Below are 25,623 nucleotides of genomic sequence, written 5' to 3' on the forward strand. Positions count from 1 at the left end.
CGGCTATCTCAAGCTGGAATGAGTTCGATCAGGCAGAACCGCCCCTGCACATCCAGCCCCAGCAACGCTTCATTGCCCTCGATGCGCAGGCAGTCATACAGGCCCAGTCGCTGCATTTCATGCCCAGCCATCGCCACTTCCACCTGATTGCTCGCAGCAAACAGCAATACCGTCGACGCCGAACTGAACAACCGGCTGGTGCCATCGAACCACTGCAGCCGCGCCCGGTAGCGGTGCGGTGCGTAGATCAGGTTGAAATCGCGGATGGCTGAGCCAAGCAGGTTGCAACTGACCTGGCTTTCGCCACTGAAGGCGAACGCATCGAACGCCAGCAGTGGCCGGCTTGCCTGGCCATCGACCAGCAGGCGCATGCCGTCGCCCTGCAACACGCTGATGATGCGCTGATAACCGGCAAAGCTGGAAAAGCCCCCGGACTCCTCGATATCGGCGATCGACAGGCGCCAGCCGAAGCCTTCCAGGCCCTCGCCACTGTCGCGGGTGATCTCTTCGGTGAAACCCCCACCATTCTTCCAGGGCATGCGCGGGTAATCCCGGGCGCGCAACAACTGCAACTGGCTCATTTGCTGAAACGTCCTTCCAGGCGATGACGGGAACCGGGGTGGATCAGCCGCGCGGCGGTCACCGGCTGGCGGCCTGACCAGGTACGCCTGCGGATCAGCAGGCACGGCTCGCCGCGCTCGATCTGTAGCAGGCGGCATTCGTCGGGCTCGGCAAGAATGGCCTCGACCACGTGCTCGCCTTCGGTAAGTGGCGCCACTTGGGACAGGTAGGCGTAGGGCGTCTGCCGGGTGAAGTCCTGCTTGAGGTAGTCCGGGGCGATGGCTGCGTTGACGTAGCGGTCCTCGATCTGCACCGGCACGCCGTTCTCGAAGTGCACGATCAGCGAGTGGAACACCCGCTGGCCTTCACGCATGTCCAGGGCCAGGGCGCGCTCGGAGCCGGCGGCCTCCTCGACCAGTTTGATGACCTGGCAGCTATGCTGGTGGCCGCGCCCAGCGATCTCGTCGGCGATGTTGTTGACCTCGAACAGCGCCGAACGGGTCTTGGGCTCGGCGACGAAGGTGCCGACGCCTTGCATGCGCACCAGCAGGCCCTCGGCGGTCAACTCGCGCAGGGCGCGGTTGATGGTCATGCGGCTGAAGCCCAGCTCGGCGACCAGCTCGCTCTCCGAGGGTACCCGGTGATGGGGCGGCCAGCTGCCGCTCTCGATCTGCTGGATGATCATCTGTTTCACCCGGGCATAGAGCGGCGCCGGCCCTTCGCCCATCTGGGCAACCAGCGCGGAGACAGGAGATGTCGGCACGGCGTTGAGTCCTTGTGCGGTTGGAGTGAACGGTAGCTTGCCGGAGTTTACCCGGCAGGCAAACGGCTGTATATGTATATACAAGTATGACAATAACAGGAAATCACCGATGCCCGCCTATTTTGCCGAACGCGCCCTGCTGCCCACGGGCTGGGCCCGCAACGTCCGCCTGGAGGTCGCCGCCGATGGCCGGCTGGCAACGGTCATGGCCGATGCCGACGCCGAAGGCGCCGAGCGCCTGGCAGGGCCCCTGCTGCCGGGCATGCCCAACCTGCACTCGCACGCGTTCCAGCGGGCCATGGCGGGGCTGGCGGAAGTGGTCGGCAACCCCAACGACAGCTTCTGGACCTGGCGCGAGCTGATGTACCGCCTGGCCGGCAACGTCACCCCAGAGCAGTTGCAGGTGATCGCCCGCCAGCTGTACATCGAGATGCTCAAGGCCGGCTACACCTCGGTGGCCGAGTTCCACTACGTGCACCACGACCAGGACGGTCGCCGCTACGCCGACCCGGCCGAATTGTCGCGGCGCTTAAGCGCAGCGGCGGCCGCCACGGGCATCGGCCTGACCCTGCTACCGGTGCTCTACAGCCACTCGGGCTTTGGCGGCCAGGCGCCCAATGACGGCCAGCGGCGCTTCATCAACTCCACCGAACAGTACCTGCGCCTGCAACAGCAGCTCGGGCCGTTGCTCAGCGCGCAGCCGGCGCAGCAACTGGGGCTGTGCTTCCACTCGCTGCGTGCGGTAACGCCCGGGCAGATCGCCGAAGTGCTGGGCGCCGGCGATGCGCAGTGCCCGGTGCATATTCATATCGCCGAACAGCAGAAGGAAGTCGATGACTGCCTGGCCTGGAGCGGCCGGCGGCCATTGCAGTGGTTATACGAGAATGTCGATGTCGACCAGCGCTGGTGCCTGGTGCACGCCACTCATGCCGAACCCGACGAAGTCCGCGCCATGGCCCGCAGCGCTGCGGTGGCCGGCCTGTGCCTGACCACCGAGGCCAACCTGGGCGATGGTATTTTCCCGGCGGTGGATTACCTGGCCCTGGGCGGGCGCCTGGGCATCGGCTCGGACAGCCATGTGTCGTTGAGCGTGGTGGAAGAACTGCGCTGGCTGGAATACGGCCAGCGCCTGCGTGACCAGCGGCGCAACCGGCTGTACCGCGCTGACCAGCCGATGGTCGGCCGCACCCTGTACGACGCGGCATTGCTGGGCGGCGCCCAGGCGCTGGGGCAGCCGGTGGGTGAGCTGGCGGTGGGCAAGCGCGCCGATTGGCTGGTGCTGGACGGGCACGACCCGTACCTGGCCGTGGCCGAGGGTGATGCCATTCTCAACCGCTGGCTGTTTGCCGGGGGCGACCGTCAGGTGCGTGATGTGATGGTCAATGGCCAGTGGGTGGTGCGCCAGGGGCGGCACGGGCAGGAAGAAGAAAGTGCAGTGGCGTTTGCCCAGGTGTTGCGCCAGCTGCTGGGCTGATCAGTATCGCTGGGGCCTTATCGCAGACCCACTGTAGGAGCCGGCTTGCCGGCGATAGGGCCAGCCCGGCCAACATCGATCTGTGGTTTGGCACCGGCGTTGCCGGTGATCGCCGGCAGGCCGGCTCCTACAGGGGTATCACCAGCAACCTCAATGCCGGGCGACGATATCCTTGTCCGGCGTGCGCCAGATCAGCCGGCGGGTGTCGTAGCCCTGCTGGCGGGCCTTGGACATCAGGCTCTCGCGCTCCCACACCGGCATCGACGGCGAACGCGACAGGATCCACAGGTACTTGCGGTCGGGGCTGCCGACAATCGCGGTGCGGTAGCGGTCATCGACGTAGAGAATCCAGTAGTCCCCCTTGGCCACACCCGGCACCAGTCGGGTGAACCAGTTGTCGAACTCCACCCACAGCTTGTCGGTGTGCCCGGGCTGCTGAATGGAGGCATGGCCCTCGGCGCGCAGCCACTCGTCACCCAGGGTGCGGCAGCGGTTGAGCACCCCCACCGTACCGTCAGGCTTGAGGTTGTAGTGCGCTTCGGACTGGGCGCAGCCATCCTGGTACTTCATCGGCAGACGGGCCAGCTCGAACCACTTGCCCTGGTATCGCTTGAGGTCGACCGCACCTGCGGTCTTCGGCGCCAGCGAGTCGGTGGCAGAGGTGGCGCAGCCACCCAGCAGCATCACCAGGCACACGCCCAGCAGCAGGTGCAAACGCCTCATTTGAGACCCTGCCCGGAATACATCAATACCTTGTCGGCCGCGTACTGCACGCTGATGAAGCTCTTCTCGTCACCCCAGGTGCAGCTGCTCATGCCCAGTGCCCCGGAGCACTCGGTGGGCGTGCCGAGCAGTTGCTCGACCTCGGCCTTGTTCATGCCGGCCTTGAGCTTGGAATAGTTTTCCTGGTTGATCTTGCTGCAGGCGGTCAGGACGACGCACAAGGACAACAGGGCGAGGGAACGCAACGACATGAAGGGACACTCCTGGAGGTAGATACACAGGTATGAGGGCCTGCAGGGAGCTTAGAAGGGAAAAAGGGTCCTCGGTTCCCTGCCCGCCGAGGTTTTCGTCGCCTGCCGTCGGTCGGCTGTTGCGCAAACGGTTAATGTTTTTGCCCGGCGTGACGAAACAGTCGTCGAGGATGTGGCCTTTTGCCGCATCCGCCCTCCTCCGTGCCCGTGCGCAGACCTTCAAAAATGACCAAGAACCTCAAGTTCAGCCACAAGATCCTGTTGGCCGCCGCCCTCGTGGTGGCCGTTGCCTTCACCTGTTTCGTGCTGTTCAACGATTACCGACAACGCCAGTCCCTGCGCAGTGATACGGAGGCCACTCTGCAGGACCTGGGCAACCTGACCGCCGGTAATATCCGCAACTGGCTCGACAGCCGCATCCAGCTGCTCAACACCTTCGCCCAGCAGGTGGCCGTCGACGGCCCGGGCAAGGCCAGCCTGGACCGCAGCCTGGCGCTGCCGGTGTACGCCAGCAACTTCATGCTCACCTACTTCGGTGGCCAGGACGGCAGCATGCAGTCGGTACCGGTGGGCAGCCGCGCGGCCGACTACGACCCGCGGGTACGCGGCTGGTACAAGGCGGCCACCGCCGCCGGCCAGACCATCGTCACCGAGCCGTACATCTCGGCCTCGGCCGGCAAGCTGGTGATCACCCTGGCAACCCCGGTGCAGCAGGCCGGCCGGGTGATCGGCGTCAGCGGCGTCGACACCGACCTGCAAACCATCAGCAACCTGATCAACACCCTGGACTTCGACGGCCATGGCCATGCCTTCATCGTCAACGGCGAAGGCAAGATCCTCATCCACCCCAAGGGCGAGCTGGCACTCAAGGCATTGGCCGATGTGTACCCCGGCAACACCCCGCGCATCGGCAGCGGCCTGAAAGAGGTCGAAGTCGATGGCCGCAAGCAGTTCATCAGCTTCACCCACGTCGACGGCGTGCCGTCGGCGGACTGGTACGTGGCGCTGGTGCTGGACCAGGACGCAGCCTTCGCCATGCTGGGCGAGTTGCGCACCTCGGCGGTGGTAGCCACGCTGATTGCAGTGCTGGTGATCATCGGCCTGCTGGGCCTGCTGATTCGCGTGCTGATGGAGCCGCTGCACGTGATGGGCCGCGCCATGCATGACATCGCCGAAGGCGAAGGCGACCTGACCCGGCGCCTGAAAATCCACGCCCAGGACGAGTTCGGCAGCCTGGCGCAGTCGTTCAACCGCTTCGTCGAGCGTATCCACGAGTCGATCCGCGAGGTGGCTTCGGCCACCGGGCAGGTGAACACCGTGGCCGGCCAGGTGATCAGCGCCTCCAACGCGTCGATCCACAACGCCGACCAGCAGTCCAGCCGCACCAGCAGCGTGGCCGCGGCGATCAACCAGCTGGGCGCCGCCGCCCAGGAAATCGCCCAGAACGCTGCCCTGGCCTCGCAGCACTCCAGTGCTGCCCGGGGCCTGGCCGAAGAAGGCCAGCAGGTGGTCGGCGAAACCATCGAGGTAATGAACCAGCTGTCGGCGCGCATCAGCGATGCCAGTGGCAACATCGAGACGCTGAACGGCCACACAGTGAACATTGGCCAGATTCTCGATGTGATCAGCGGCATCTCCCAGCAGACCAACCTGCTGGCGCTCAACGCCGCCATCGAGGCAGCCCGCGCTGGCGAAGCCGGGCGTGGCTTTGCCGTGGTCGCCGACGAAGTACGAAACCTGGCCCACCGCACCCAGGATTCGGCGCAGCAGGTACAGCGCCTGATCGAGGAGCTGCAGGCCGGCGCGCAGATGGCGGTGAGCACCATGGGCCAGAGCCAGCAGCACAGCGACCGCAGCGTGGGCATCGCCAACCAGGCCGGCGAGCGCCTGGGCAGCGTCACCCAGCGCATCGGCGAGATCGACGGCATGAACCAGTCGGTGGCCACCGCCACCGAAGAGCAGACGGCCGTGGTCGAGTCGATCAATGTCGACATCACCGAAATCAATACGCTGAATCAGGAAGGGGTGCAGAACCTGCAGAGCACCTTGCGTGCCTGCACCGACCTGGAACGCCAGGTGGAGCGGTTGAAGCATCTGGTGGGCAGCTTCAGGATCTGAAACCGCTGGGGCCGCTTTGCGGCCCTTTCGCGACACAAGGCCGCTCCTACAAGGGAATGCGTTCTCCTGTAGGAGCGGCCTTGCGCCGCGAAAGGGCTGCAGAGCAGCCCCATTGGCACTAGAACCTGGACCCAGGCTCCAGCAGGAAGTCCATCTCGTCACTGGTACTCGGCCGGCCCAGCACCAGGTTGCGGTGCGGGAAGCGGCCAAAGCGGGCGATCACCCGTTGGTGCTGCTCGGCGTAGTCGAGAAACCCTTCGAACAACCGGCGGTTGGCCTCGGGCTGCTCGGCGAGCAACAGCTGGTAGCGCTCGACGCACAGGTTCTGCCAGTCCAGCACTTCGGCATGCTCCAGCACCAGCAGCACGAACACCCGCTGGATCGGTAGCAGCTGGTAGTCCCAGCCCTTCTGCAAACCCTGCATCGCCACCACCTGCGCACGCCGGTCGCCGTCGAAGGCGCGCGGCGTGTCGCGGTAGAGCATGCGTGGCAGCTGGTCCAGCAAAATCAACAGGCCCAGCCAGCCCTGCGGGCTTTGCTGCCACTCGTCGAGCCCGCCGGCCAGGGCTTGCTCGACCAGGTCGCCAAACTGCGCATGGGCCTCGGCATCGTGATGCTTGCCGAACCACAGCGTGTTCTTCTCGTCAGCCACGGCCTGGGCACTGGTGCCCCAACCGAACCACCATTCCAGCAACGGCTGCCAAGGTGCGAGCATGGGTTACTCCTTGTGGTAGGCGGTGACGCGCTCCACCTCTTCCTTCGAGCCGAGAATCACCGACACGCGCTGGTGCAGGCCTTCAGGCTGGATGTCGAGGATGCGCTGGTAACCATCGGTGGACACGCCGCCGGCCTGTTCGATGATGAACGACATCGGGTTGGCTTCGTACATCAGGCGCAGCTTGCCCGGCTTGCTCGGGTCACGGGCGTCGCGCGGGTACATGAACAGGCCGCCACGGGTGAGGATGCGGTGCACGTCGGCCACCATCGAGGCGATCCAGCGCATGTTGTAGTTCTTCTTCAGCGGGCCAGTCTCACCGGCCAGCAGCTCGCCGACGTAGCGCTGGATCGGCGCTTCCCAGTGGCGCTGGTTGGACATGTTGATGGCGAACTCGGCGGTGCTTTCCGGCACGCGGATGTTCTCGTGGGTGAGCACGAAGCTGCCCAGCTCGCGGTCCAGGGTGAAACCCTTGACGCCGTTGCCCAGGGTCAGAATGAGCATGGTCTGCGGGCCGTAGATGGCGTAACCGGCGGCAACCTGCTGGGTGCCTGGCTGCAGGAAGGCGTTTTCGTTCAGGGTTTCGTTCTGGCTCAAGTACTCGTTGGGGCAACGCAGTACCGAGAAGATGGTGCCGACCGAAACGTTGACGTCGATGTTCGACGAGCCGTCCAGCGGGTCGAAGACCAGCAGGTAGGCGCCTTTGGGGTATTTGCCCGGGATCTGGTAGGCGTTGTCCATTTCTTCGGACGCCATGCCGGCCAGGTGGCCGCCCCACTCGTTGGCTTCGAGCAGGATGTCGTTGGAGATCACGTCGAGCTTCTTCTGCACTTCGCCCTGCACGTTCTCGGTGCCCATGCTGCCCAATACGCCGCCCAGGGCGCCCTTGGACACGTGGTGGCTGATCTCCTTGCATGCACGCGCCACCACTTCGATCAGGAAGCGCAGATCGGCAGGGGTATTGTTGCTGCGGGTCTGCTCAATCAGATAGCGACTCAGGGTAACGCGGGACATGTATGGCTCCGAAAAGGATAGGGGGAAAAAACCCCCGCAGTTTACAGGGAGTGTTGCGGGCTAGCGAGCAAAGAGACTCGACAGCAAGCCTTGAGTTCAGCCATGGCCAAGCCGATGGTCGGTTGGCGGGGTGCCACAACGGCCTGCACCGGCCTCATCGCCGGCAAGCCGGCTCCTACAGGCCTGCGCTGTACCTGTAGGAGCCGGCTTGCCGGCGATGAGGCCGGTGCAGGCACAGTTGCCCTCACAGGTACCGCGCATCACCCGGTCAATCCAGCGCCTTCCAGATCTCGCTGGCGTACTCGCGGATTGTCCGGTCGGAGGAGAACCAGCCCATCCGCGCGGTGTTGAGCACCGCCATGCGCCACCACTCCTGGGGCGAATGCCACAGCTCCTCGACCCGGCGCTGGGCATCCCAGTAGGCGTCGAAGTCGGCGCACAGCAGGAAGCGGTCGTAGGCCACCAGGCCGTCCACCAGCCCGGTGTAGCGCGACGGGTCGTCCGGCGAGAACACCCCGCTGCGGATCGCCTGCAGTACATCGCCCAGGCGGCTGGAGGCGGCAATTGCGGCATTGGCGCCGAAGTCGCCGGCCTTGCCCCGGGCGCCCACCTGCTGGGCAGTCAGGCCGAAGATGAACATGTTCTCCGCCCCCACCTGCTCGCACATCTCGACGTTGGCGCCGTCCAGGGTGCCGATGGTCAGCGCGCCGTTGAGGGCGAACTTCATGTTGCTGGTGCCGGACGCCTCATAGCCTGCGGTGGAGATCTGCTCGGACAAATCCGCCGCCGGGATGATGCTTTCGGCCAGGCTGACGTTGTAGTTGGGCAGGAACACCACTTTCAGCAGCCCGCGCACGGTGGGGTCGTTGTTGACCACCCGGGCGATGTCGTTGGCCAGCTTGATGATCAGCTTGGCCTGGTGGTAGCTGGCCGCAGCCTTGCCGGCGAAGATCTTCACCCGCGGCACCCAGTCGGTGCCCGGGTCGTTGCGCATGGCCTGGTACAACGCCACGGTGTGCAGCAGGTTGAGCAACTGGCGTTTGTATTCGTGGATGCGCTTGACCTGCACGTCGAACAGCGCCTCGGGGTTGACCGTGACGCCGATGCGGTCCTGGATGATGCTGGCCAGGGCGCGCTTGCTGTGCAGGCGCTGGGCGGCGAACTGCTTGCGAAAGCTCGCCTTGTCGGCAAACGGCACCAGGCCCTTGAGCTTGCCTTCGGGGTCGTCCAGCACGCCCTCACCCAGGGCCTCCACCAGCATCGCCGTGAGTTGCGGGTTGGCCTGGTACAGCCAGCGGCGGAAGGTGATGCCGTTGGTCTTGTTGTTGATGCGCTGCGGGTAGAGCTTGTGCAGTTCGGCGAACACCGTGCTCTTCATCAGCTTGCTGTGCAGCGCCGACACGCCGTTGACGCTGTGCGAGCCGAGAAACGCCAGATTGCCCATGCGCACCCGGCGGCCGTTGTCTTCTTCGATCAGCGACACCGCGCGCAGCACGTCGAAGTCGTGCAGGCCCTTCGCCCGCAGGGCGTCGATATGGTAGGCGTTGATCAGGTAGATGATCTGCATGTGCCGCGGCAGCATGCGCTCCATCAGTGCCACCGGCCAGGTTTCCAGCGCCTCAGGCAACAACGTGTGGTTGGTGTAGGCCAAGGTGCCGACGGTCAGCTCCCAGGCGGTGTCCCAGGGGATTTCGTGCTGGTCCACCAGCAGGCGCATCAGCTCGGCCACGGCAATCGATGGGTGGGTGTCGTTGAGCTGGATGGCCGCAGCGTCGGGCAGGTTGAGCAGGTTGTCGTGCATGTTCAGGTGGCGGCGCAGCAGGTCCTGCAGTGACGCCGACACGAAGAAGTACTCCTGGCGCAGGCGCAGCTCCTGGCCGGCCTCGGTGCTGTCGGCCGGGTACAGCACCCGCGAGATGCTTTCGGCGCGGGCCACTTCGGCCACCGCACCCAGGTGGTCACCGGCGTTGAAGCGCTCCAGGTGCAGCTCTTCCAGTGCCCGGGCACGCCACAGGCGCAGGGTGTTGACGCTGGAACCGCGCCAACCGACCACCGGGGTGTCGTAGGCCACCGCGCGCACTGTCTCGCCCGGCGTCCACACCTGGCGCTGCTGGCCGTTGGTTTCGACCACGGTCTCGACACTGCCGCCAAAGCTGATCGGGTAGATCACCTCGGCCCGCTCGAACTCCCAGGGGTTACCGAAATCCAGCCAGTTTTCGGTCTGCTCCTGCTGCCAGCCGTCGACCACCGCCTGGCGGAACAGGCCGTGTTCGTAGCGAATGCCATAGCCGTGGGCGGCGATGCCCAGGGTCGACATGCTCTCCATGAAGCACGCCGCCAAACGGCCCAGGCCACCGTTGCCCAGCGCCGCGTCGGGCTCCAGCAGGCGGATGCGCTCAAGGTCCACATCCAGCCCTTCGAGCGCCTCGCGGGCGATGTCCAGGTAGCCGAGGTTGCTCAGGCTGTCGTACAGCAGCCGGCCGATGAGAAATTCGAGGGAGAGGTAGTACACCCGCTTCTGGCTGCGGCGGTAGGCCTGGCGGGTGTGGTCCATCCAGTGGTCGACCATGTGGTCGCGGGCGGCCAGGGCGATGGCTTCGAACCAGTCATGGTCGAAGGCGTGCTCCGGGTCCTTGCCGACCGCGTAGGTCAGCTTGGCCAGCACGGCGGCGCGAAACTGGGCCACCTCTACATCACGAGCTTTGGCCTCACGGGCCTTGTTTTCCTGGGACATGCGGCATCCTCGGGCAAGTAGGCGAAAGCACAGGGAGATTGTTCAGCCTAGACGCTCTGACACGGAGCGACAGCGACGGTTCGCGGTTTTCATAAAGCCGTGGCGAATCAGGCGAAAGGTTGTTCACATTTTGAACAACTCCGGTATGATCGCGCGCCCAAAGACCGTGATTCGCCCCCAAAAAATGAAAACGACCCTGATCGCCGCCGCCGAAGTCGACCGCCTGGAGACCTGGCAGCGCTATGCCAGCCACATGTGCGGTGGCTGCCATTCGACCTGCTGCACCCTGCCGGTGGAGGTGAAGATCAAGGATCTGATCCGCATTGGCGTGGTGGATGAATTCGAAAAGGACGAGCCGCCGAAGAACGTAGCCAAGCGCCTGCAGAAGGAAGGCATCATCGAGCGCTTCAACCAGAAGTCGGGGATCTTCACCCTGACCCGGATGAGCAACGATGACTGCATGTACCTGGACCGCAAGAGCCGCCTGTGCACCATCTACGACAAGCGCCCGGACACCTGCCGCAACCACCCCAAGGTCGGGCCGCGGCCAGGGTATTGTGCGTACAAGCCCAAGGTGGTCGGGCGTTGACGCTGTCACTGCATGCCCTATAAAATCCGGCTTGTCTGGATATACACGGAGCTTTCCTTCGGGCAAGTGTCCAGACGCCGCCATGTGGTTCCGGCCGTGCCGGTTGATGGGAGCAATCCCTAAGGGCATCCGCGATACGACCCCCTTCATTGGGGGTTTCGTATTTCTGGGGGAAGCCTACCGGCGTGCGGGCCTGCGCACAGGTTCGTTTCTCAGCTTCTTCAGCATCAGCAACCAGCCTTTGATCTTCTCATGCCGCTTGAACCTTCCCTTGCCCGCCGATGGGTGCTCAGGGTCTCGCACGTACGCGCTCTCGACATGGACCTTGAGAACTTTTGTCGATTCGCGGCGCATATTGAAATACACCTCGTACTGAGTACCCTCGGGAAAACCGAACTGATTGCCTTCGACTGTCAACCAGTTGCTGTGACCGGTGAACAGGCACTGTCTGTCGGCCAAGGTGCTCATGATGCTTGGCAACTGCAATGACAAGCCATACCGAACCGGGCAGAACGCCCGGCTAATCCCTCTGCTGTCAATCACCAACCTGTCAAGGCCGATGGCCTGAAAGTCCAACGCCTGCCCGTGAGGCGGGCCATGGCTGACGCAGTGGCTCGAGTATTCGAAGTGCAGTGTCGCCTCGATGGCCACTGGCAACCCTGGCAGCAACAATCCATGGGTATGCGCCTGAAGATGCTGCAGGCACCATGACCTGCCGGCGGCCTCGATCCTTCCGGCAGCCAAATGTTCACGCCACGCCTTGCCTTTCATGCACTTCTCCGTAGCACCTCGAACAGACAGGCTACTGAGCCCAGATCGCGCTGCCAAAAAGGCTTCGTGAGCAAGTGCTTCAACAGCAATACCAAGAAATGCAATACAAACAAAAACGCCCCCGGCCTTTCGACCGGGGGCGTTTTCATTCAGCCTGAACTAATGACTCAGTTCTTGGCTTTCTTGGCAGCGCGGGTACGCTCGCCTTCGTCCAGGATTTTCTTGCGCAGACGGATCGACTTCGGCGTCACTTCGCACAGCTCGTCGTCCTGGATGAATTCCAGGGCCTGCTCGAGGGTGTGGCGAACTGGCGGTACCAGGGCGATGACTTCGTCTTTGCCCGAAGCACGCATGTTGTCGAGCTTCTTGCCTTTGGTCGGGTTCACGCCCAGGTCGTTGTCGCGGCTGTTCAGGCCGATGATCTGACCGTTGTAGATCTCCTGGCCGTGCTCGACGAACAGCTTGCCGCGCGCCTGCAGGGTTTCCAGCGAGTAGGTCAGGGCCTTGCCGGTCTCGACCGAAACCAGAACGCCGTTCAGACGGCCGGACATCTGGCCCGACTTCATGGTGTCGTAGCGATCGAAGATCGAGGTCAGGATGCCTGCACCGTTGGTCAGGGTCAGGAACTGGTTACGGAAACCGATCAGACCACGGGCCGGGATGTTGTACTCCAGGCGCACACGGCCCTTGCCATCCGGAACCATGTTGGTCAGGTCGCCCTTACGCAGGCCCATCTCTTCCATGACCTTGCCCTGGGATTCTTCAGGAATGTCGATGGTGACGTTTTCGAACGGTTCCTGCTTCACGCCGCCGACTTCGCGGATGATCACTTCAGGGCGGCCTACGGCCATCTCGAAGCCTTCACGACGCATGGTTTCGATCAGCACCGACAGGTGCAGCTCGCCACGGCCCGATACCTTGAACTTGTCAGGGGAATCGGTTTCCTGAACGCGCAGGGCCACGTTGTACAGCAGCTCCTTGTCCAGACGGTCCTTGATGTTGCGGCTGGTGACGAACTTGCCTTCCTTACCGCAGAACGGCGAGTCGTTGACCTGGAAGGTCATCGAAACGGTCGGCTCGTCGACGGTCAGCGGCTTCATGGCCTCTACCGCGTCCGGGGCGCACAGGGTGTCGGAGATGAACAGCTCGTCGAAACCGCTGATGCAGACGATGTCGCCAGCCTGGGCTTCTTCGACGTCAACGCGGTGCAGGCCGTGGTGACCCATCAGCTTGAGGATACGGCCGTTACGCTTCTTGCCGTCGACGTCGATGGCAACCACCGGGGTGTTCGGCTTGATGCGACCACGGGCGATACGACCAACGCCGATAACACCCAGGAAGCTGTTGTAGTCCAGAGCGGAGATCTGCATCTGGAACGAGCCTTCACGGTCAACGTCCGGAGCCGGTACGTTGTCTACGATCGACTGGTACAGGGCGGTCATGTCTTCGCCCATTTCGGTGTGGTCCAGGCCGGCGATGCCGTTCAGGGCCGAGGCGTAGACGACTTTGAAGTCCAGCTGTTCGTCGGTGGCACCGAGATTGTCGAACAGGTCGAAGATCTGGTCCAGAACCCAGTCAGGACGCGCGCCCGGACGGTCGACCTTGTTGATCACGACGATTGGCTTGAGGCCTGCTTCGAAGGCTTTTTTAGTTACGAAGCGGGTTTGCGGCATCGGGCCGTCCTGGGCGTCGACCAGCAGCAGCACCGAGTCGACCATCGACATTACACGCTCGACCTCGCCACCGAAGTCGGCGTGGCCGGGGGTGTCGACGATGTTGATGTGGTAGCCGTTCCAGTTGATGGCGGTGTTCTTCGCCAGAATGGTAATGCCGCGCTCTTTTTCCTGGTCGTTGGAGTCCATGACGCGCTCGTCGTTGAGCTCGTTACGTTCCAGGGTGCCGGACTGGCGCAGGAGTTTGTCGACCAGGGTGGTTTTACCATGGTCAACGTGGGCGATGATGGCGATGTTACGCAGTTTTTCGATCACAACTGTATCTCGATCAGAGGATTCGGTTGCCACCCAGTGTAGGCGGCGAATATGTACGCTTTTAGGCTCAGCGGGCCCGGTGGTCGGGAGGGCGATGGCGGATGCTGCCGCCATACAGCCCTGGCGTCTTATGCCGGACGATAAACACGCACATTGGCATGTCCCTCACTGAGCAGGTGGTGTGCGTGCAAACGGCTCATCACACCCTTGTCGCAATACAGCAAGTACTGGCGCGTAGGGTCCAGGTGCTTGAACTTGCTGTTGATGGCATAGAACGGCATGGCCTGGACTTCGATACCGTCCAGCGCCAGAGGTTCGTCTTCCTGTGCATCGGGGTGACGGATGTCGATGACGATCTGGCCTGGCAGTGCCTCGGCCACTTCCTCGATTTCGATATCCTTGCCCAGCTCGTCGATCACGTGGTCGATGGAGATGAACTTGGCGCGCTCTAGAGCACGCTCCAGCACCGCCATGTCGAACTGCTTTTCTTCATGCTCCATGCGGTGACGCTTGGCATGGGTGGTCGGGTTCACCGAAATCACGCCGCAGTACTCGGGCATGTGCTTGGCGAAGTCGGCAGTGCCGATTTCGGTGGCCTGGTCGATGATGTCCTGCTTGTGGCTGGCCAGAAGCGGGCGCAGCACCAGCTTGTCGGTGGCCGAATCGATGATCGACAGGTTCGGCAGGGTCTGGCTGGACACTTGCGAGATCGCCTCGCCGGTCACCAGGGCGTCGATCTGCAGGCGCTCGGCCATGTGCGCAGCCCCGCGCAGCATCATGCGCTTGAGGGTCACGCCCATGTAGCTGTTGTCGACCTTGTTCAGAATCTCGCCGACCACCTCTTCGAACGGCACGCTGATGAACAGCACGCGCTGGCTGCTGCCGTACTTCTTCCACAAGAAGTGCGCCACTTCCATCACGCCCAGTTCGTGGGCACGGCCGCCGAGGTTGAAGAAGCAGAAGTGGGTCATCAGGCCGCGACGCATCATCTGGTAGGCCGCCACGGTGGAGTCGAAGCCGCCGGACATCAGCACCAGGGTTTGCTCCAGGGCGCCCAACGGGTAGCCGCCGATGCCGTTGTGCTGGTTGTGGATCACGTACAGGCGCTGGTCGCGGATTTCCATGCGCACCACGACTTCAGGGGTCTTCAGGTCGATGCCGGCGGCGCCGCACTGCTGGCGCAGCTGGCTGCCGACATAGCGGTCGACGTCCATCGAGGTGAAGTCATGGTGGCCGCCGCGCTTGCAGCGCACCGAAAAGCGCTTGCCGGCCAGCAGGTGGCCGAAGTGCTGCTTGCACTTGGCGACGATGTCGTCGAAGTCGCCCAGTGGGTATTCCTCGACCTGCAGGAAGTGGGTAATGCCCGGGGTGCAGGTGAGGCGCTCGATCATCTCGCGCTGGATCTTCTCGTCCTCGATGCGGCTGACCACCTCGAGATTGTCCCAGACACCATCGACCGCGAGCTCAGGGTCAAGGTCCTTGAGCACGTTGCGGATGTTCTTGCCGAGCTGACGGATGAAGCGCTTGCGCACCGGCCGGCTCTTGATGGTGATCTCTGGGAAGACTTTGACGATAAGTTTCATTGGTTTAACAGCGCGCGCAGGGCCTGCCAAAAATAGGGGGCGCGAATTATAGCGGAAATTGCTCAGGTTTTGAGCAACTTTTGTACAGGAGGTTGCATTTATGTTGCCTGGGCAGGCCCCATCGCCGGCAAGCCGGCCCCTTCAGGGAATGCGCCACCGGCTGGCAACCACGACAACCTGTAGGAGCCGGCTTGCCGGCGATAGGCCCTCAAAGAATGCACCGCCGGAAAACAAAGCACCATAATAGTGCGCAAGTACAGAAATCCGCCTCTTTAGAGTGCGTTTTTTCACCTACCCCCACCGCCAAATGCCCGCAAACGCCCCCTTTTATTCCGCCCTCGCCATTTTCGGGCACTGGCATGCAATTTGCTCCCTTGTGAGGCAGGTAAGCTTGGCCGACTATCCGCGCCCGGCGACACCCTTTTTCCAGGGCAGCGTTCTGACGCACCCTAGACCATCCGGAGGACAACATGTCGAAGTCGGTTCAACTCATCAAAGATCATGACGTCAAGTGGATTGATCTGCGTTTCACGGACACCAAGGGCGTTCAACACCACGTGACCATGCCGGCGCGTGATGGCCTGGACGAAGACTTCTTCGAAGTCGGCAAGATGTTCGACGGCTCCTCCATCGCTGGCTGGAAAGGCATCGAAGCATCGGACATGATCCTGATGCCAGTCGACGACACCGCCGTGCTTGACCCATTCACCGAAGAGCCGACCCTGATCATCACCTGCGACATCGTCGACCCGTCGAGCATGCAGGGCTACGATCGCGACCCACGTGCGATCGCCAAGCGCGCCGAAGAGTACCTGAAGAGCACCGGCATCGGTGACACCGTCTTCGCCGGCCCAGAGCCTGAGTTCTTCATCTTCGACGAAGTGAAGTTCAAGTCGGACATCTCCGGTTCGATGTTCAAGATCTTCTCCGAGCAAGGCTCGTGGATGAGCGACGCGGACGTCGAAGGCGGCAACAAAGGCCACCGTCCGGGCGTCAAGGGCGGCTACTTCCCGGTTCCGCCGTTCGACCACGACCACGAAATCCGTACTGCCATGTGCAACGCACTGGAAGAAATGGGTCAGACCGTCGAAGTTCACCACCACGAAGTGGCAACTGCCGGCCAGAACGAGATCGGCGTCAAGTTCAACACCCTGGTGAAGAAGGCTGACGAAGTACAGGCCCTGAAATACGTCGTGCACAACGTTGCCGACGCCTACGGCCGCACCGCCACCTTCATGCCGAAACCGCTGTACGGCGACAACGGCTCGGGCATGCACGTGCACATGTCGATCTGGAAAGAAGGCAAGAACACCTTCTCCGGCGAAGGCTATGCCGGCCTGTCCGATACCGCCCTGTACTTCATCGGCGGCATCATCAAGCACGGTAAGGCCCTGAACGGCTTCACCAACCCGTCGACCAACTCGTACAAGCGTCTGGTCCCAGGCTTCGAAGCCCCGGTCATGCTGGCCTACTCGGCCCGCAACCGTTCCGCCTCGATCCGCATTCCTTACGTCGGCAGCCCGAAAGCCCGCCGTATCGAAGCGCGCTTCCCGGACCCATCGGCCAACCCGTACCTGGCCTTCGCAGCCCTGCTGATGGCTGGCTTGGACGGCATCCAGAACAAGATCCACCCAGGCGATGCTGCCGACAAGAACCTGTATGACCTGCCGCCAGAAGAGGCCAAGGACATCCCGCAGGTTTGCGGCAGCCTGAAAGAGGCCCTGGAAGAGCTGGACAAAGGCCGTGCGTTCCTGACCAAGGGCGGTGTGTTCTCCGACGACTTCATCGACGCCTTCATCGAGCTGAAGAGCGAAGAAGAAATCAAGGTCCGCACCTTCGTGCACCCGCTGGAATACGAGCTGTACTACAGCTGCTGATGTGATCGGCGCCTGGCGTCGATAACCTCTGAAACGGCCTTCTTCGGAAGGCCGTTTTTGTTTGTTCATACTCCTGTTTCAGAAGCGTCCTACAAGCAGCCTGCCCCCTGCTGCCCAACACTGTGGTCTCCCGGTATAAGGAGATCAACATGCGTCACACCCCCGCCCTGCTTCCGCTGTGTTTGGCCCTCGCCCTGCCAGGGTGCAGCGCCCCCCCGTCCTACCATGCCGAATTCGCCCCCTTGCTCAGCGCCATCGAACAGCGCCTGGACCTGGCAAGCTCGGTCGCCCGACACAAATGGGCGCACGACATAGCGGTGCAGGCCCCCGTACGGGAGGCCGAAGTGCTGGAACAGGTGCGCGCCGCCGCTTCCGACTATGGCCTGGCTCCCGAGCGCGCCAAGGCCTTTTTTGCTGACCAGATCGAAGCCAACAAGCTGGTCCAGTACGCCATGCTCGACCGCTGGCGTGCACTGGGTCGCGCGCCGCAGGAGGCGCCACGCGACCTGTCCAGCGAGCTGCGCCCAAGGCTGGACAAGCTCCAGGCCTCGCTGTTGTTCGAACTAGGGCAAATGGACCACCAGCCGCCGATGGATTGCCCGCGCAAACTGGCCCAGGCACTGGCCGCACGCACTCACGACCCGCTGCGCCACCTGGCCTTGGTTCGCGCCAGCGGGCAGTTGTGCCGAAAACAGTGAAGCACGCAATGCTCTATATTGGTGCATAAATTCATTCATGCACCCGCCCTGTACACCAAAACGGGTCGCATGAAACGATAAATCAGTGAAACCTGAGCCGAATTTGCGCACTTCAAGGTCTTTATCAGGGAATTCCGCTTCTTTTCGGAGCCTTGGTTTGTTTCTTGCATTTTCCTCGCATCAGCGGATCCATAGCGCCCCTGCCCCGGGCATGCACCGGGGCAGGCAGGCGCCAAAAGAGGTCAACGACGCCTTATGACCATCAGCGATGCACAGCACCGTCTGCTTCTGGACAACCTGACCACGGCCACGCTCTTGCTCAATGCCGAACTGCGCCTTGAGTACATGAACCCGGCCGCCGAGATGCTCCTGGCCGTCAGCGGCCAGCGCAGCCATGGGCAGTTCATCAGTGAACTGTTCACCGAATCGACCGAGGCGCTCAACTCGCTGCGCCAGGCGGTGGAGCAGGCGCACCCGTTCACCAAGCGCGAAGCCCAGCTGACCTCGCTGACCGGCCAGGCGATCACTGTCGACTACGCCGTGACGCCGATCCTGCACCAGGGCAACACCCTGCTGCTGCTGGAGGTGCACCCGCGCGACCGCTTGCTGCGCATCACCAAGGAAGAGGCCCAGCTGAGCAAGCAGGAAACCACCAAGATGCTGGTGCGCGGCCTGGCCCACGAAATCAAGAACCCGCTGGGCGGCATTCGCGGCGCGGCGCAGTTGCTGGCCCGCGAGCTGCCCAACGACGGTTTGCGCGACTACACCAACGTGATCATCGAAGAGGCCGACCGCCTGCGTAACCTGGTCGACCGCATGCTCGGCTCGAACAAACTGCCGTCGCTGGCCATGACCAACATCCACGAAGTGCTGGAGCGCGTGTGCAGCCTGGTCGAGGCCGAAACCCAGGGCGGCATCACGTTGGTGCGCGACTACGACCCGAGCCTGCCGGACGTACTGATCGACCGCGAGCAGATGATCCAGGCCGTGCTCAACATCGTACGTAACGCCATGCAGGCCATCAGCAGCCAGAACGAACTGCGCCTGGGGCGCATCAGCCTGCGCAGCCGCGCGGTGCGCCAGTTCACCATCGGCCATGTGCGCCACCGCCTGGTGGCGCGGGTCGAGATCATCGACAACGGCCCCGGCATCCCCGCCGAGCTGCAGGACACCCTTTTCTACCCCATGGTCAGCGGTCGCCCGGACGGTACCGGGCTGGGCCTGGCCATCACCCAGAACATCATCAGCCAGCACCAGGGGCTGATCGAGTGCGAAAGCCACCCTGGCCATACCGCGTTCTCGATCTACCTGCCGCTGGAACAAGGAGCCAACGCCTCATGAGCCGAAGTGAAACCGTCTGGATCGTCGATGATGATCGCTCCATCCGCTGGGTGCTGGAAAAGGCCCTGCAGCAGGAGGGCATGAACACCCAGAGCTTCGACAGCGCCGACGGCGTCATGGGCCGCCTGGCGCGCCAGCAGCCGGACGTGATCATCTCCGACATTCGCATGCCCGGAGCCAGCGGCCTGGACCTGCTGGCGCAGATCCGCGAGCAGCACCCGCGCCTGCCGGTGATCATCATGACCGCCCATTCCGACCTGGACAGCGCGGTGGCCTCGTACCAGGGCGGCGCCTTCGAGTACCTGCCCAAGCCGTTCGACGTGGACGAGGCGGTGTCGCTGGTAAAGCGTGCCAACCAGCACGCCCAGGAGCAGCAGGCGCTGGACGTGCCCCAGGCCCTCACCCGCACCCCCGAGATCATCGGCGAGGCGCCGGCGATGCAGGAGGTGTTCCGCGCCATCGGCCGCCTGAGCCACTCCAACATCACCGTGCTGATCAACGGCGAATCCGGTACCGGCAAGGAACTGGTGGCCCACGCCCTGCACCGCCATAGCCCGCGGGCAGCGTCGCCGTTCATCGCCCTGAACATGGCGGCGATCCCCAAGGACCTGATGGAGTCCGAGCTGTTCGGCCATGAAAAGGGCGCCTTCACCGGCGCCGCCAACCTGCGCCGCGGGCGCTTCGAGCAGGCCGACGGCGGTACCCTGTTCCTCGACGAGATCGGCGACATGCCGGCCGATACCCAGACCCGCCTGCTGCGGGTGCTGGCGGACGGCGAGTTCTACCGCGTCGGTGGCCACGTGCCGGTGAAGGTGGATGTGCGCATCATTGCTGCCACCCACCAGAACCTCGAATCGCTGGTGCAGGCCGGCAAGTTCCGCGAGGACTTGTTCCACCGCCTGAACGTGATCCGCATTCACATCCCGCGCCTGGCCGACCGGCGCGAGGACATCCCGGCCCTGGCCCGTCACTTCCTTGGCCGCGCTGCCCAGGAACTGGCGGTAGAACCCAAGCTGCTCAAACCGGAAACCGAAGAGTTCATCCGCAACCTGCCGTGGCCGGGCAACGTGCGCCAACTGGAGAACACCTGCCGCTGGATCACCGTGATGGCCTCGAGCCGCGAGGTGCTGGTGGGCGACTTGCCGCCAGAACTGCTCAACCTGCCATCGGACGCCGCGCCGGTCACCAACTGGGAGCAGGCCCTGCGCCAGTGGGCCGACCAGGCCCTGGCCCGCGGCCAGTCGAGCCTGCTCGACAGCGCCGTGCCCAGCTTCGAGCGGATCATGATCGAAACCGCCCTCAAGCACACCGCAGGCCGGCGCCGCGATGCCGCCGTGCTGCTGGGCTGGGGGCGCAACACCCTGACCCGCAAGATCAAGGAGCTGGGCATGAAGGTGGACGGCGCCGAGGACGACGACGGCGACGAGCACTGAGGGTTGCTGTTGGATTGCCATCGCCGTGGGAGCGGGCTTGCCCCGCGATGGCCTCCCCCCTGAAACATGGTGTGCCCATTGCCTTGAGCACACCTGGTCCTGCCGACCTACCTTGTTGCTTCCCCTATACGAGGAATACGACATGGAAAGTCCTGCCTCCCATCGACTACGCCGCGGTCGAGTTTCTGAGCCTGGCCGGGCCTATCTGCTGACCAGCACCACCAAGGACCGGCTGCCGCTGTTTCTCGATTTCCAAGCAGCGCGCTGCCTCCCACCTCATTTTGCTCAGGCAGAGGCCGAAGGCTCGGTCTTGAGCCTTGCATGGGTAATCATGCCCGATCACGTGCATTGGTTGATTGAACTCAAAAACGACACCCTGGCCACCGTTATGCGTCGCTTCAAATCCCGCAGTCGTTGCTCACTGTACAAAATGGGCAAGCTCAAGGGACAGCTATGGCAAGCCGGTTACCACGATCGAGCCATCAGGCGCGAAGAAGACCTGCGAAGTTTTGCAAGGTATGTGGTTGCCAACCCCGTCAGGGCGGGGCTGGTCAGCCGAGCAGGAGACTACTCGCACTGGGATGCGATTTGGGTATAGAGGGAGATTGCAATCGCGGGGCAAGCCCGCTCCCACGCTACGCCCCTCCCCGCAGCGGGAAGCTGCCCATGCACCGATCCTGTGCCTGCTGCACCTCGCGAAGGCACAACCCCCCTGCAAAACCGGCCAAATCCCCCTCAAGGCCCTGTATTTGCGGGCGTTGCAAAACTGGCACGCCCCCTGCAATAAGCAATACATCTCCAGTTTCGGGGGCCTCGGTACAGGCAGGCCGGGATATCCCCCTCTTTATTCGTAGCGACACCCGCTTCGGGGACCTTGGTACAGGCAGGCCAGGAAATCCCCTTTTTATTCGCAGCCATGCAACCGCTTCGGGGACCCTGGTACAGGCAGGCCGGGAAATCCCCTTTTTATTCCAGCAACACCTGCTTTGGGGACCTCGGTACAGGCAGGCCGGGAATTCCCCTCTTTTATTCGTGCAGCCTCACCTGCACTTTCCAGCGCCCCGCGTCCTCTGCACCGGCCCACTCGCCACGCAGGGGGCGCGCGGCAATCACGGTCAGCAGCAGGCCCTCCTGGCTCTTCTGCAAGCGCCACCCCACCGGCTTGCCCTGCAGCATCAGCTGCCCGCGCTGGCTCTTGCCCTCGGCCTGGAACACCACGGCCACGGTACCTTCGACATTCTCGCCATGCAGCGGTGGTTCTTCGTTGAACCACAGGTCCAACCCGTCCTGCACCACCGCCACCTGCTCGAGCAGCAGCTCGTCAGGCGCAGTCAGGCGGCCGATCATCAGCCCGACCATCACCCCGACCAGGGCCAGCGACAGGATCATTCGCGGCATGGCCTTCGAACGCACATCGGGTTCGGGGGTAGAATGCCCGTCATCTTCATGCTTGGAGCCGTGCATGTTTCACGTCATCCTTTTTCAACCAGAAATTCCGCCGAATACCGGCAACATCATCCGCCTGTGCGCCAACAGCGGCTGCACCCTGCACCTGATCGAGCCGATCAGCTTCGAGCTGGACGACAAGCGCCTGCGCCGCGCCGGGCTGGATTACCACGAGTATGCCACGCTCAAGCGCCACGAAAGCCTGGCCGCATGCCTTGAAAGCCTCGCCAACCCGCGGCTGTTCGCCTTCACCACCAAGGGCTCGCACCCGTTCCACGAAGTCGCCTATCAACCCGGCGATGCCTTCCTGTTCGGCCCCGAGAGCCGCGGCCTGCCGGCCGAGGTGCTGGACAGCCTGCCGGCCGAACAGCGCCTGCGCCTGCCGATGCGCCCGGGCTGTCGCAGCCTGAACCTGTCCAATACCGTGGCGGTGACAGTGTATGAGGCCTGGCGGCAGAACGGCTTTGCCGGGAGCTGAAGCATTGCCCCGCGATAGGGCCGGTACAGCCAACACAAAAAAAGCGCCCCGAGAGGCGCTTTTTTCATGACCGCTGCAATTACTGCACAGTCGGCGCTTCGCCGGCTTCCTGCATGCGCTGCATCTCTTGCGCGTACAGGGCGTCGAAGTTGACCGGCGACAGCATCAGCGCCGGGAACGAACCACGGGTCACCAGGCTGTCCAAGGTCTCGCGGGCGTACGGGAACAGGATGTTCGGGCAGAACGCGCCAAGGGTGTGGCTCATGGACGCGGCGTCCAGGCCCGAGATCAGGAAGATGCCGGCCTGCTGCACTTCGGCGATGAAGGCCACTTCGTCACCGTTCTTGACGGTCACCGACAGGGTCAGCACCACTTCGTGGAAGTCGCCTTCCAGGGCTTTCTGACGGGTGTTCAGGTCCAGCGAAACGCTCGGCTCCCACTGCTGGCGGAAGATCTGCGGGCTTTTCGGGGCCTCGAAGGAGAGGTCACGCACGTAGATGCGCTGCAGGGAAAATTGTGGGCCGTTGGCTTCGGCGGCGCCGTTGTTCTGTTGATCAGTCATGGCAGATCCTTTTCCTAATGTTCTTGAATGCAGTGCGAAATCAGGCCGCCAGCAGCGCGTCGAGCTTGCCGGCGCGCTCCAGGGCATAAAGGTCATCGCAACCACCGACATGCGTGCTGCCGATCCAGATCTGCGGCACCGAGGTACGGCCGGCCTTCTGGCTCATTTCGGCGCGAACCTGCGGTTTGCCGTCGACCTTGATCTCCTCGAACGCCACGCCCTTGCTCTGGAGCAAGTGTTTGGCGCGCATGCAGTAGGGGCAGTAGTCGCTGGAGTAGACGATGACGGGCTTCATATCACTTCACCAGGGGCAGGTTATCGGCTTTCCAGCTGGAGACGCCACCGCTGAGCTTGGCAGCGGTGTAACCAGCCTTGAGCAGCTCGCGGCAGATGGTGCCGGACTGCTGGCCCATCGCGTCGACGACGATCAGGGTCTTCTCTTTGTGTTTTTCCAGCTCGGCCATGCGGCTGACCAGCTTGTCCTGCGGGATGTTCACCGCACCGACGATGTGCCCGGCGGAATATTCCTTGGCAGGGCGGATATCGATCACCAGGGCCTTGTCGGCGTTGACCAGCGCGGTCAGCTGGCCGGTGCTCAGGCTCTGGCCGCCACGACGCACTTCGTTGATCAGCAGCAGTACCAGCAGAACGACGAAGATCGCCACCAGGATGAAGTGATCTGTCGCGAATTGAATCAGGTGAGCAACCATCGGGGGTGTTCCAGGCGATTGAAAATGGCGGCCAGTATACACAGCCCCCCATGACCGCCAAAGCCCGGCGGGCCGGAGGGATGGCAGGCTTCATGCTGCAATTCCGACTGCATTGGTCGGGCAAGGGGAGGAATATTCGCCGCAGGTGGCGTATTTGCCCTAAAATGCGTGTCTTTATCATCTTTGAACAACCGTGAGTTTGATTGATGACGAGTACGCCTAAACCCCTGGTTCTGATCATCCTGGATGGCTTCGGTCACAGCGAAAGCCCCGAATACAATGCCATCTACGCCGCCAACACACCGGTCTACGACCGCCTGCGCGCCACCCAGCCGCATGGTTTGATCTCCGGTTCCGGCATGGATGTCGGCCTGCCAGACGGGCAAATGGGCAACTCCGAAGTCGGTCACATGAACCTCGGCGCCGGCCGCGTGGTGTACCAGGACTTTACCCGGGTCACCAAGGCCATCCGCGACGGCGAGTTCTTCGAAAACCCGGTACTGACCGGCGCGGTGGACAAGGCCGTGGGTGCCGGCAAGGCCGTACACATTCTTGGCCTGCTGTCCGACGGTGGCGTGCACAGCCACCAGGACCACCTGGTGGCCATGGCCGAACTGGCCGCGCAGCGTGGCGCCGACAAAATCTACCTGCACGCCTTCCTCGACGGCCGCGACACCCCGCCGCGCAGCGCCCAGTCGTCCATCGAACTGCTCGACGCCACCTTCGCCAAGCTTGGCAAGGGCCGCATCGCCAGCCTGATCGGCCGCTACTTCGCCATGGACCGCGACAACCGCTGGGACCGCGTACAAGCCGCCTACGATCTGATCGTCGACAGCGCCGCCGAATTCACCGCGCCAACCGCCCTGGCCGGCCTTGAAGCCGCCTATGCCCGCGACGAGAGCGACGAGTTCGTCAAGGCCACGCGTGTTGGTGATGCGGTCAAGGTCGAGGATGGCGACGCGGTGGTGTTCATGAACTTCCGCGCCGACCGTGCCCGCGAGCTGTCCCGCGTGTTCGTCGAGCCGGACTTCAACGAATTCCCCCGCGCGCGCCTGCCAAAAGTCGCAGCCTTCATCGGCCTGACCCAGTACTCGGCAAAAATCCCGGCCCCGGCCGCGTTCGCCCCGGCCAGCCTGGACAACGTGCTCGGCGAATACCTGGCGAAAAACGGCAAGACCCAGCTGCGCATTGCCGAGACCGAGAAGTACGCCCACGTGACCTTCTTCTTCTCCGGTGGCCGCGAGGAGCCGTTCGAAGGCGAAGAGCGCATCCTGATCCCGTCGCCGAAGGTCGCCACCTATGACCTGCAGCCGGAAATGAACGCCCCCGAGGTGACCGACCGCATCGTCGAGGCCATCGAGCAACAACGTTACGACGTGATCGTGGTCAACTACGCCAACGGCGACATGGTCGGCCATACCGGCGTGTTCGAGGCCGCGGTCAAGGCCGTCGAGGCGCTGGACACCTGCGTCGGGCGCATCGTCGAGGCGCTGGACACGGTCGACGGCGAAGCCCTGATCACCGCCGACCACGGCAACGTCGAGCAGATGGAAGACGAGTGCACCGGCCAGGCGCACACCGCCCACACCACCGAGCCGGTGCCGTTCATCTATGTCGGCAAGCGCAAGGTCAAGGTGCGTGACGGCGGCGTGCTGGCCGACGTGGCGCCGACCATGCTCAAGCTGCTGGGCCTGGAAAAGCCTGCGGAAATGACCGGTACTTCGATCCTGGTCGACGCCTGATCGCCGGCAAGCCGGCGGCTACAGGGGAATGCGCTCGCCTGCAGAAGCCGAT

At 63.3% G+C, this 25,623-nt stretch carries 24 protein-coding genes and 1 pseudogene; 11 read left to right on the forward strand and 14 right to left on the reverse strand.

Features of this window, described 5'->3' with window-relative positions:
- Positions 1–8: 8 nt before the first annotated feature.
- Both KSS94_RS25030 and hutC read right to left on the reverse strand, forming a co-directional pair.
- A complete protein-coding gene (locus KSS94_RS25030) occupies positions 9–581 on the reverse strand; it encodes a HutD/Ves family protein (RefSeq protein ID WP_217840704.1) in 573 nt (190 codons plus the stop codon).
- Positions 578–1,288 (reverse strand): histidine utilization transcriptional repressor HutC, encoded by a 711-nt coding sequence (gene hutC, locus KSS94_RS25035; RefSeq protein ID WP_217843665.1) that lies wholly within the window; start codon positions 1,286–1,288, stop codon positions 578–580. The genes KSS94_RS25030 and hutC overlap by 4 nt, the downstream gene beginning before the upstream one ends.
- Before the next feature lie 145 nt (positions 1,289–1,433).
- On the opposite strand from hutC, the gene KSS94_RS25040 reads away from it, so the two are divergent.
- Positions 1,434–2,798, forward strand: a complete 1,365-nt coding sequence (locus KSS94_RS25040) for a formimidoylglutamate deiminase (RefSeq protein ID WP_217840705.1) — start codon at positions 1,434–1,436, stop codon at positions 2,796–2,798.
- A gap of 150 nt (positions 2,799–2,948) precedes the next feature.
- On the opposite strand, the gene KSS94_RS25045 is transcribed toward KSS94_RS25040, so the two are convergent.
- Positions 2,949–3,521, reverse strand: a complete 573-nt coding sequence (locus KSS94_RS25045; RefSeq protein ID WP_217840706.1) for a lipocalin family protein — start codon at positions 3,519–3,521, stop codon at positions 2,949–2,951.
- The gene (gene bamE, locus KSS94_RS25050) at positions 3,518–3,772 is read right to left on the reverse strand and encodes an outer membrane protein assembly factor BamE domain-containing protein (protein WP_079230016.1); all 255 of its coding nucleotides are present in this window, start codon (positions 3,770–3,772) and stop codon (positions 3,518–3,520) included. Before bamE ends, KSS94_RS25045 begins: the two co-directional genes overlap by 4 nt.
- A 225-nt stretch (positions 3,773–3,997) precedes the next feature.
- On the opposite strand from bamE, the pseudogene KSS94_RS27740 reads away from it, so the two are divergent.
- A pseudogene (locus KSS94_RS27740) lies at positions 3,998–5,035 on the forward strand (HAMP domain-containing protein); the annotation flags it as partial.
- 129 nt (positions 5,036–5,164) lie between these two features.
- The gene (locus tag KSS94_RS27745) at positions 5,165–5,890 is read left to right on the forward strand and encodes a methyl-accepting chemotaxis protein (protein ID WP_369992306.1); all 726 of its coding nucleotides are present in this window, start codon (positions 5,165–5,167) and stop codon (positions 5,888–5,890) included.
- Between the two features lie 118 nt (positions 5,891–6,008).
- On the opposite strand, the gene KSS94_RS25060 is transcribed toward KSS94_RS27745, so the two are convergent.
- From KSS94_RS25060 to KSS94_RS25070, 3 genes are all read right to left on the reverse strand, one after another.
- A complete protein-coding gene (locus KSS94_RS25060) occupies positions 6,009–6,605 on the reverse strand; it encodes a DUF924 family protein (protein ID WP_217840708.1) in 597 nt (198 codons plus the stop codon).
- 3 nt (positions 6,606–6,608) lie between these two features.
- Positions 6,609–7,619, reverse strand: coding sequence for a class 1 fructose-bisphosphatase (locus KSS94_RS25065; RefSeq protein WP_217840709.1), 1,011 nt, complete (start codon positions 7,617–7,619; stop codon positions 6,609–6,611).
- Positions 7,620–7,887: 268 nt separating this feature from the next.
- On the reverse strand, positions 7,888–10,353 hold the full coding sequence (locus tag KSS94_RS25070; protein WP_217840710.1) for a glycogen/starch/alpha-glucan phosphorylase: 2,466 nt from the start codon (positions 10,351–10,353) through the stop codon (positions 7,888–7,890).
- Positions 10,354–10,537: 184 nt separating this feature from the next.
- Between KSS94_RS25070 and KSS94_RS25075 the strand changes: the two genes are divergently transcribed.
- Entirely contained in the window at positions 10,538–10,942 is a 405-nt protein-coding gene (locus tag KSS94_RS25075) for a YkgJ family cysteine cluster protein (RefSeq protein ID WP_016712459.1), read from the forward strand.
- A gap of 177 nt (positions 10,943–11,119) precedes the next feature.
- Here the strand turns inward: KSS94_RS25075 and KSS94_RS25080 are convergent, their stop codons facing one another.
- The 3 genes from KSS94_RS25080 to thiI all read right to left on the reverse strand — a co-directional run bounded on the left by KSS94_RS25080 (position 11,120) and on the right by thiI (position 15,284).
- A complete protein-coding gene (locus tag KSS94_RS25080; RefSeq protein WP_217840711.1) occupies positions 11,120–11,713 on the reverse strand; it encodes a YjaZ family protein in 594 nt (197 codons plus the stop codon).
- Positions 11,714–11,880: 167 nt separating this feature from the next.
- Entirely contained in the window at positions 11,881–13,701 is a 1,821-nt protein-coding gene (gene typA / locus KSS94_RS25085) for a translational GTPase TypA (protein ID WP_217840712.1), read from the reverse strand.
- Positions 13,702–13,829: 128 nt separating this feature from the next.
- Positions 13,830–15,284 carry a tRNA uracil 4-sulfurtransferase ThiI gene (thiI, locus tag KSS94_RS25090; RefSeq protein WP_217840713.1) on the reverse strand — a complete coding sequence of 485 codons (1,455 nt, stop codon included), beginning with the start codon at positions 15,282–15,284 and terminating at the stop codon, positions 13,830–13,832.
- Positions 15,285–15,754: 470 nt separating this feature from the next.
- Between thiI and glnA the strand changes: the two genes are divergently transcribed.
- From glnA to KSS94_RS25115, 5 genes are all read left to right on the forward strand, one after another.
- On the forward strand, positions 15,755–17,161 hold the full coding sequence (gene glnA, locus KSS94_RS25095; RefSeq protein ID WP_217840714.1) for a type I glutamate--ammonia ligase: 1,407 nt from the start codon (positions 15,755–15,757) through the stop codon (positions 17,159–17,161).
- Between the two features lie 149 nt (positions 17,162–17,310).
- Positions 17,311–17,859 carry a chorismate mutase gene (locus KSS94_RS25100; protein WP_217840715.1) on the forward strand — a complete coding sequence of 183 codons (549 nt, stop codon included), beginning with the start codon at positions 17,311–17,313 and terminating at the stop codon, positions 17,857–17,859.
- Between the two features lie 255 nt (positions 17,860–18,114).
- Positions 18,115–19,200 (forward strand): nitrogen regulation protein NR(II), encoded by a 1,086-nt coding sequence (glnL, locus tag KSS94_RS25105; RefSeq protein ID WP_217840716.1) that lies wholly within the window; start codon positions 18,115–18,117, stop codon positions 19,198–19,200.
- The gene (gene ntrC, locus KSS94_RS25110; protein ID WP_217840717.1) at positions 19,197–20,633 is read left to right on the forward strand and encodes a nitrogen regulation protein NR(I); all 1,437 of its coding nucleotides are present in this window, start codon (positions 19,197–19,199) and stop codon (positions 20,631–20,633) included. The genes glnL and ntrC overlap by 4 nt, the downstream gene beginning before the upstream one ends.
- Positions 20,634–20,775: 142 nt before the next feature.
- Positions 20,776–21,231 (forward strand): REP-associated tyrosine transposase, encoded by a 456-nt coding sequence (locus tag KSS94_RS25115; RefSeq protein ID WP_217840718.1) that lies wholly within the window; start codon positions 20,776–20,778, stop codon positions 21,229–21,231.
- Between the two features lie 428 nt (positions 21,232–21,659).
- Here the strand turns inward: KSS94_RS25115 and KSS94_RS25120 are convergent, their stop codons facing one another.
- Complete coding sequence (locus KSS94_RS25120) at positions 21,660–22,097, reverse strand: hypothetical protein (RefSeq protein ID WP_217840719.1); 438 nt, start codon at positions 22,095–22,097, stop codon at positions 21,660–21,662.
- On the opposite strand from KSS94_RS25120, the gene trmL reads away from it, so the two are divergent.
- Positions 22,096–22,557, forward strand: coding sequence for a tRNA (uridine(34)/cytosine(34)/5-carboxymethylaminomethyluridine(34)-2'-O)-methyltransferase TrmL (gene trmL, locus KSS94_RS25125; protein ID WP_217840720.1), 462 nt, complete (start codon positions 22,096–22,098; stop codon positions 22,555–22,557). The genes KSS94_RS25120 and trmL overlap by 2 nt on opposite strands.
- 79 nt (positions 22,558–22,636) lie before the next feature.
- Here trmL and secB read toward each other — a convergent pair whose 3' ends face one another.
- From secB to KSS94_RS25140, 3 genes are read right to left on the reverse strand one after another with little or no spacing between them, the layout of a single operon-like run.
- Complete coding sequence (gene secB / locus KSS94_RS25130; RefSeq protein ID WP_217840721.1) at positions 22,637–23,119, reverse strand: protein-export chaperone SecB; 483 nt, start codon at positions 23,117–23,119, stop codon at positions 22,637–22,639.
- A gap of 40 nt (positions 23,120–23,159) precedes the next feature.
- The gene (gene grxC / locus KSS94_RS25135; RefSeq protein ID WP_138220426.1) at positions 23,160–23,414 is read right to left on the reverse strand and encodes a glutaredoxin 3; all 255 of its coding nucleotides are present in this window, start codon (positions 23,412–23,414) and stop codon (positions 23,160–23,162) included.
- Position 23,415: 1 nt separating this feature from the next.
- Positions 23,416–23,829, reverse strand: coding sequence for a rhodanese-like domain-containing protein (locus KSS94_RS25140; RefSeq protein WP_217840722.1), 414 nt, complete (start codon positions 23,827–23,829; stop codon positions 23,416–23,418).
- Positions 23,830–24,035: 206 nt separating this feature from the next.
- Between KSS94_RS25140 and gpmI the strand changes: the two genes are divergently transcribed.
- Positions 24,036–25,571, forward strand: coding sequence for a 2,3-bisphosphoglycerate-independent phosphoglycerate mutase (gene gpmI / locus KSS94_RS25145; RefSeq protein ID WP_217840723.1), 1,536 nt, complete (start codon positions 24,036–24,038; stop codon positions 25,569–25,571).
- The last annotated feature ends 52 nt before the right edge of the window (positions 25,572–25,623 follow it).

It is taken from the genome of Pseudomonas fakonensis (assembly GCF_019139895.1).
Lineage (GTDB): Bacteria > Pseudomonadota > Gammaproteobacteria > Pseudomonadales > Pseudomonadaceae > Aquipseudomonas > Aquipseudomonas fakonensis.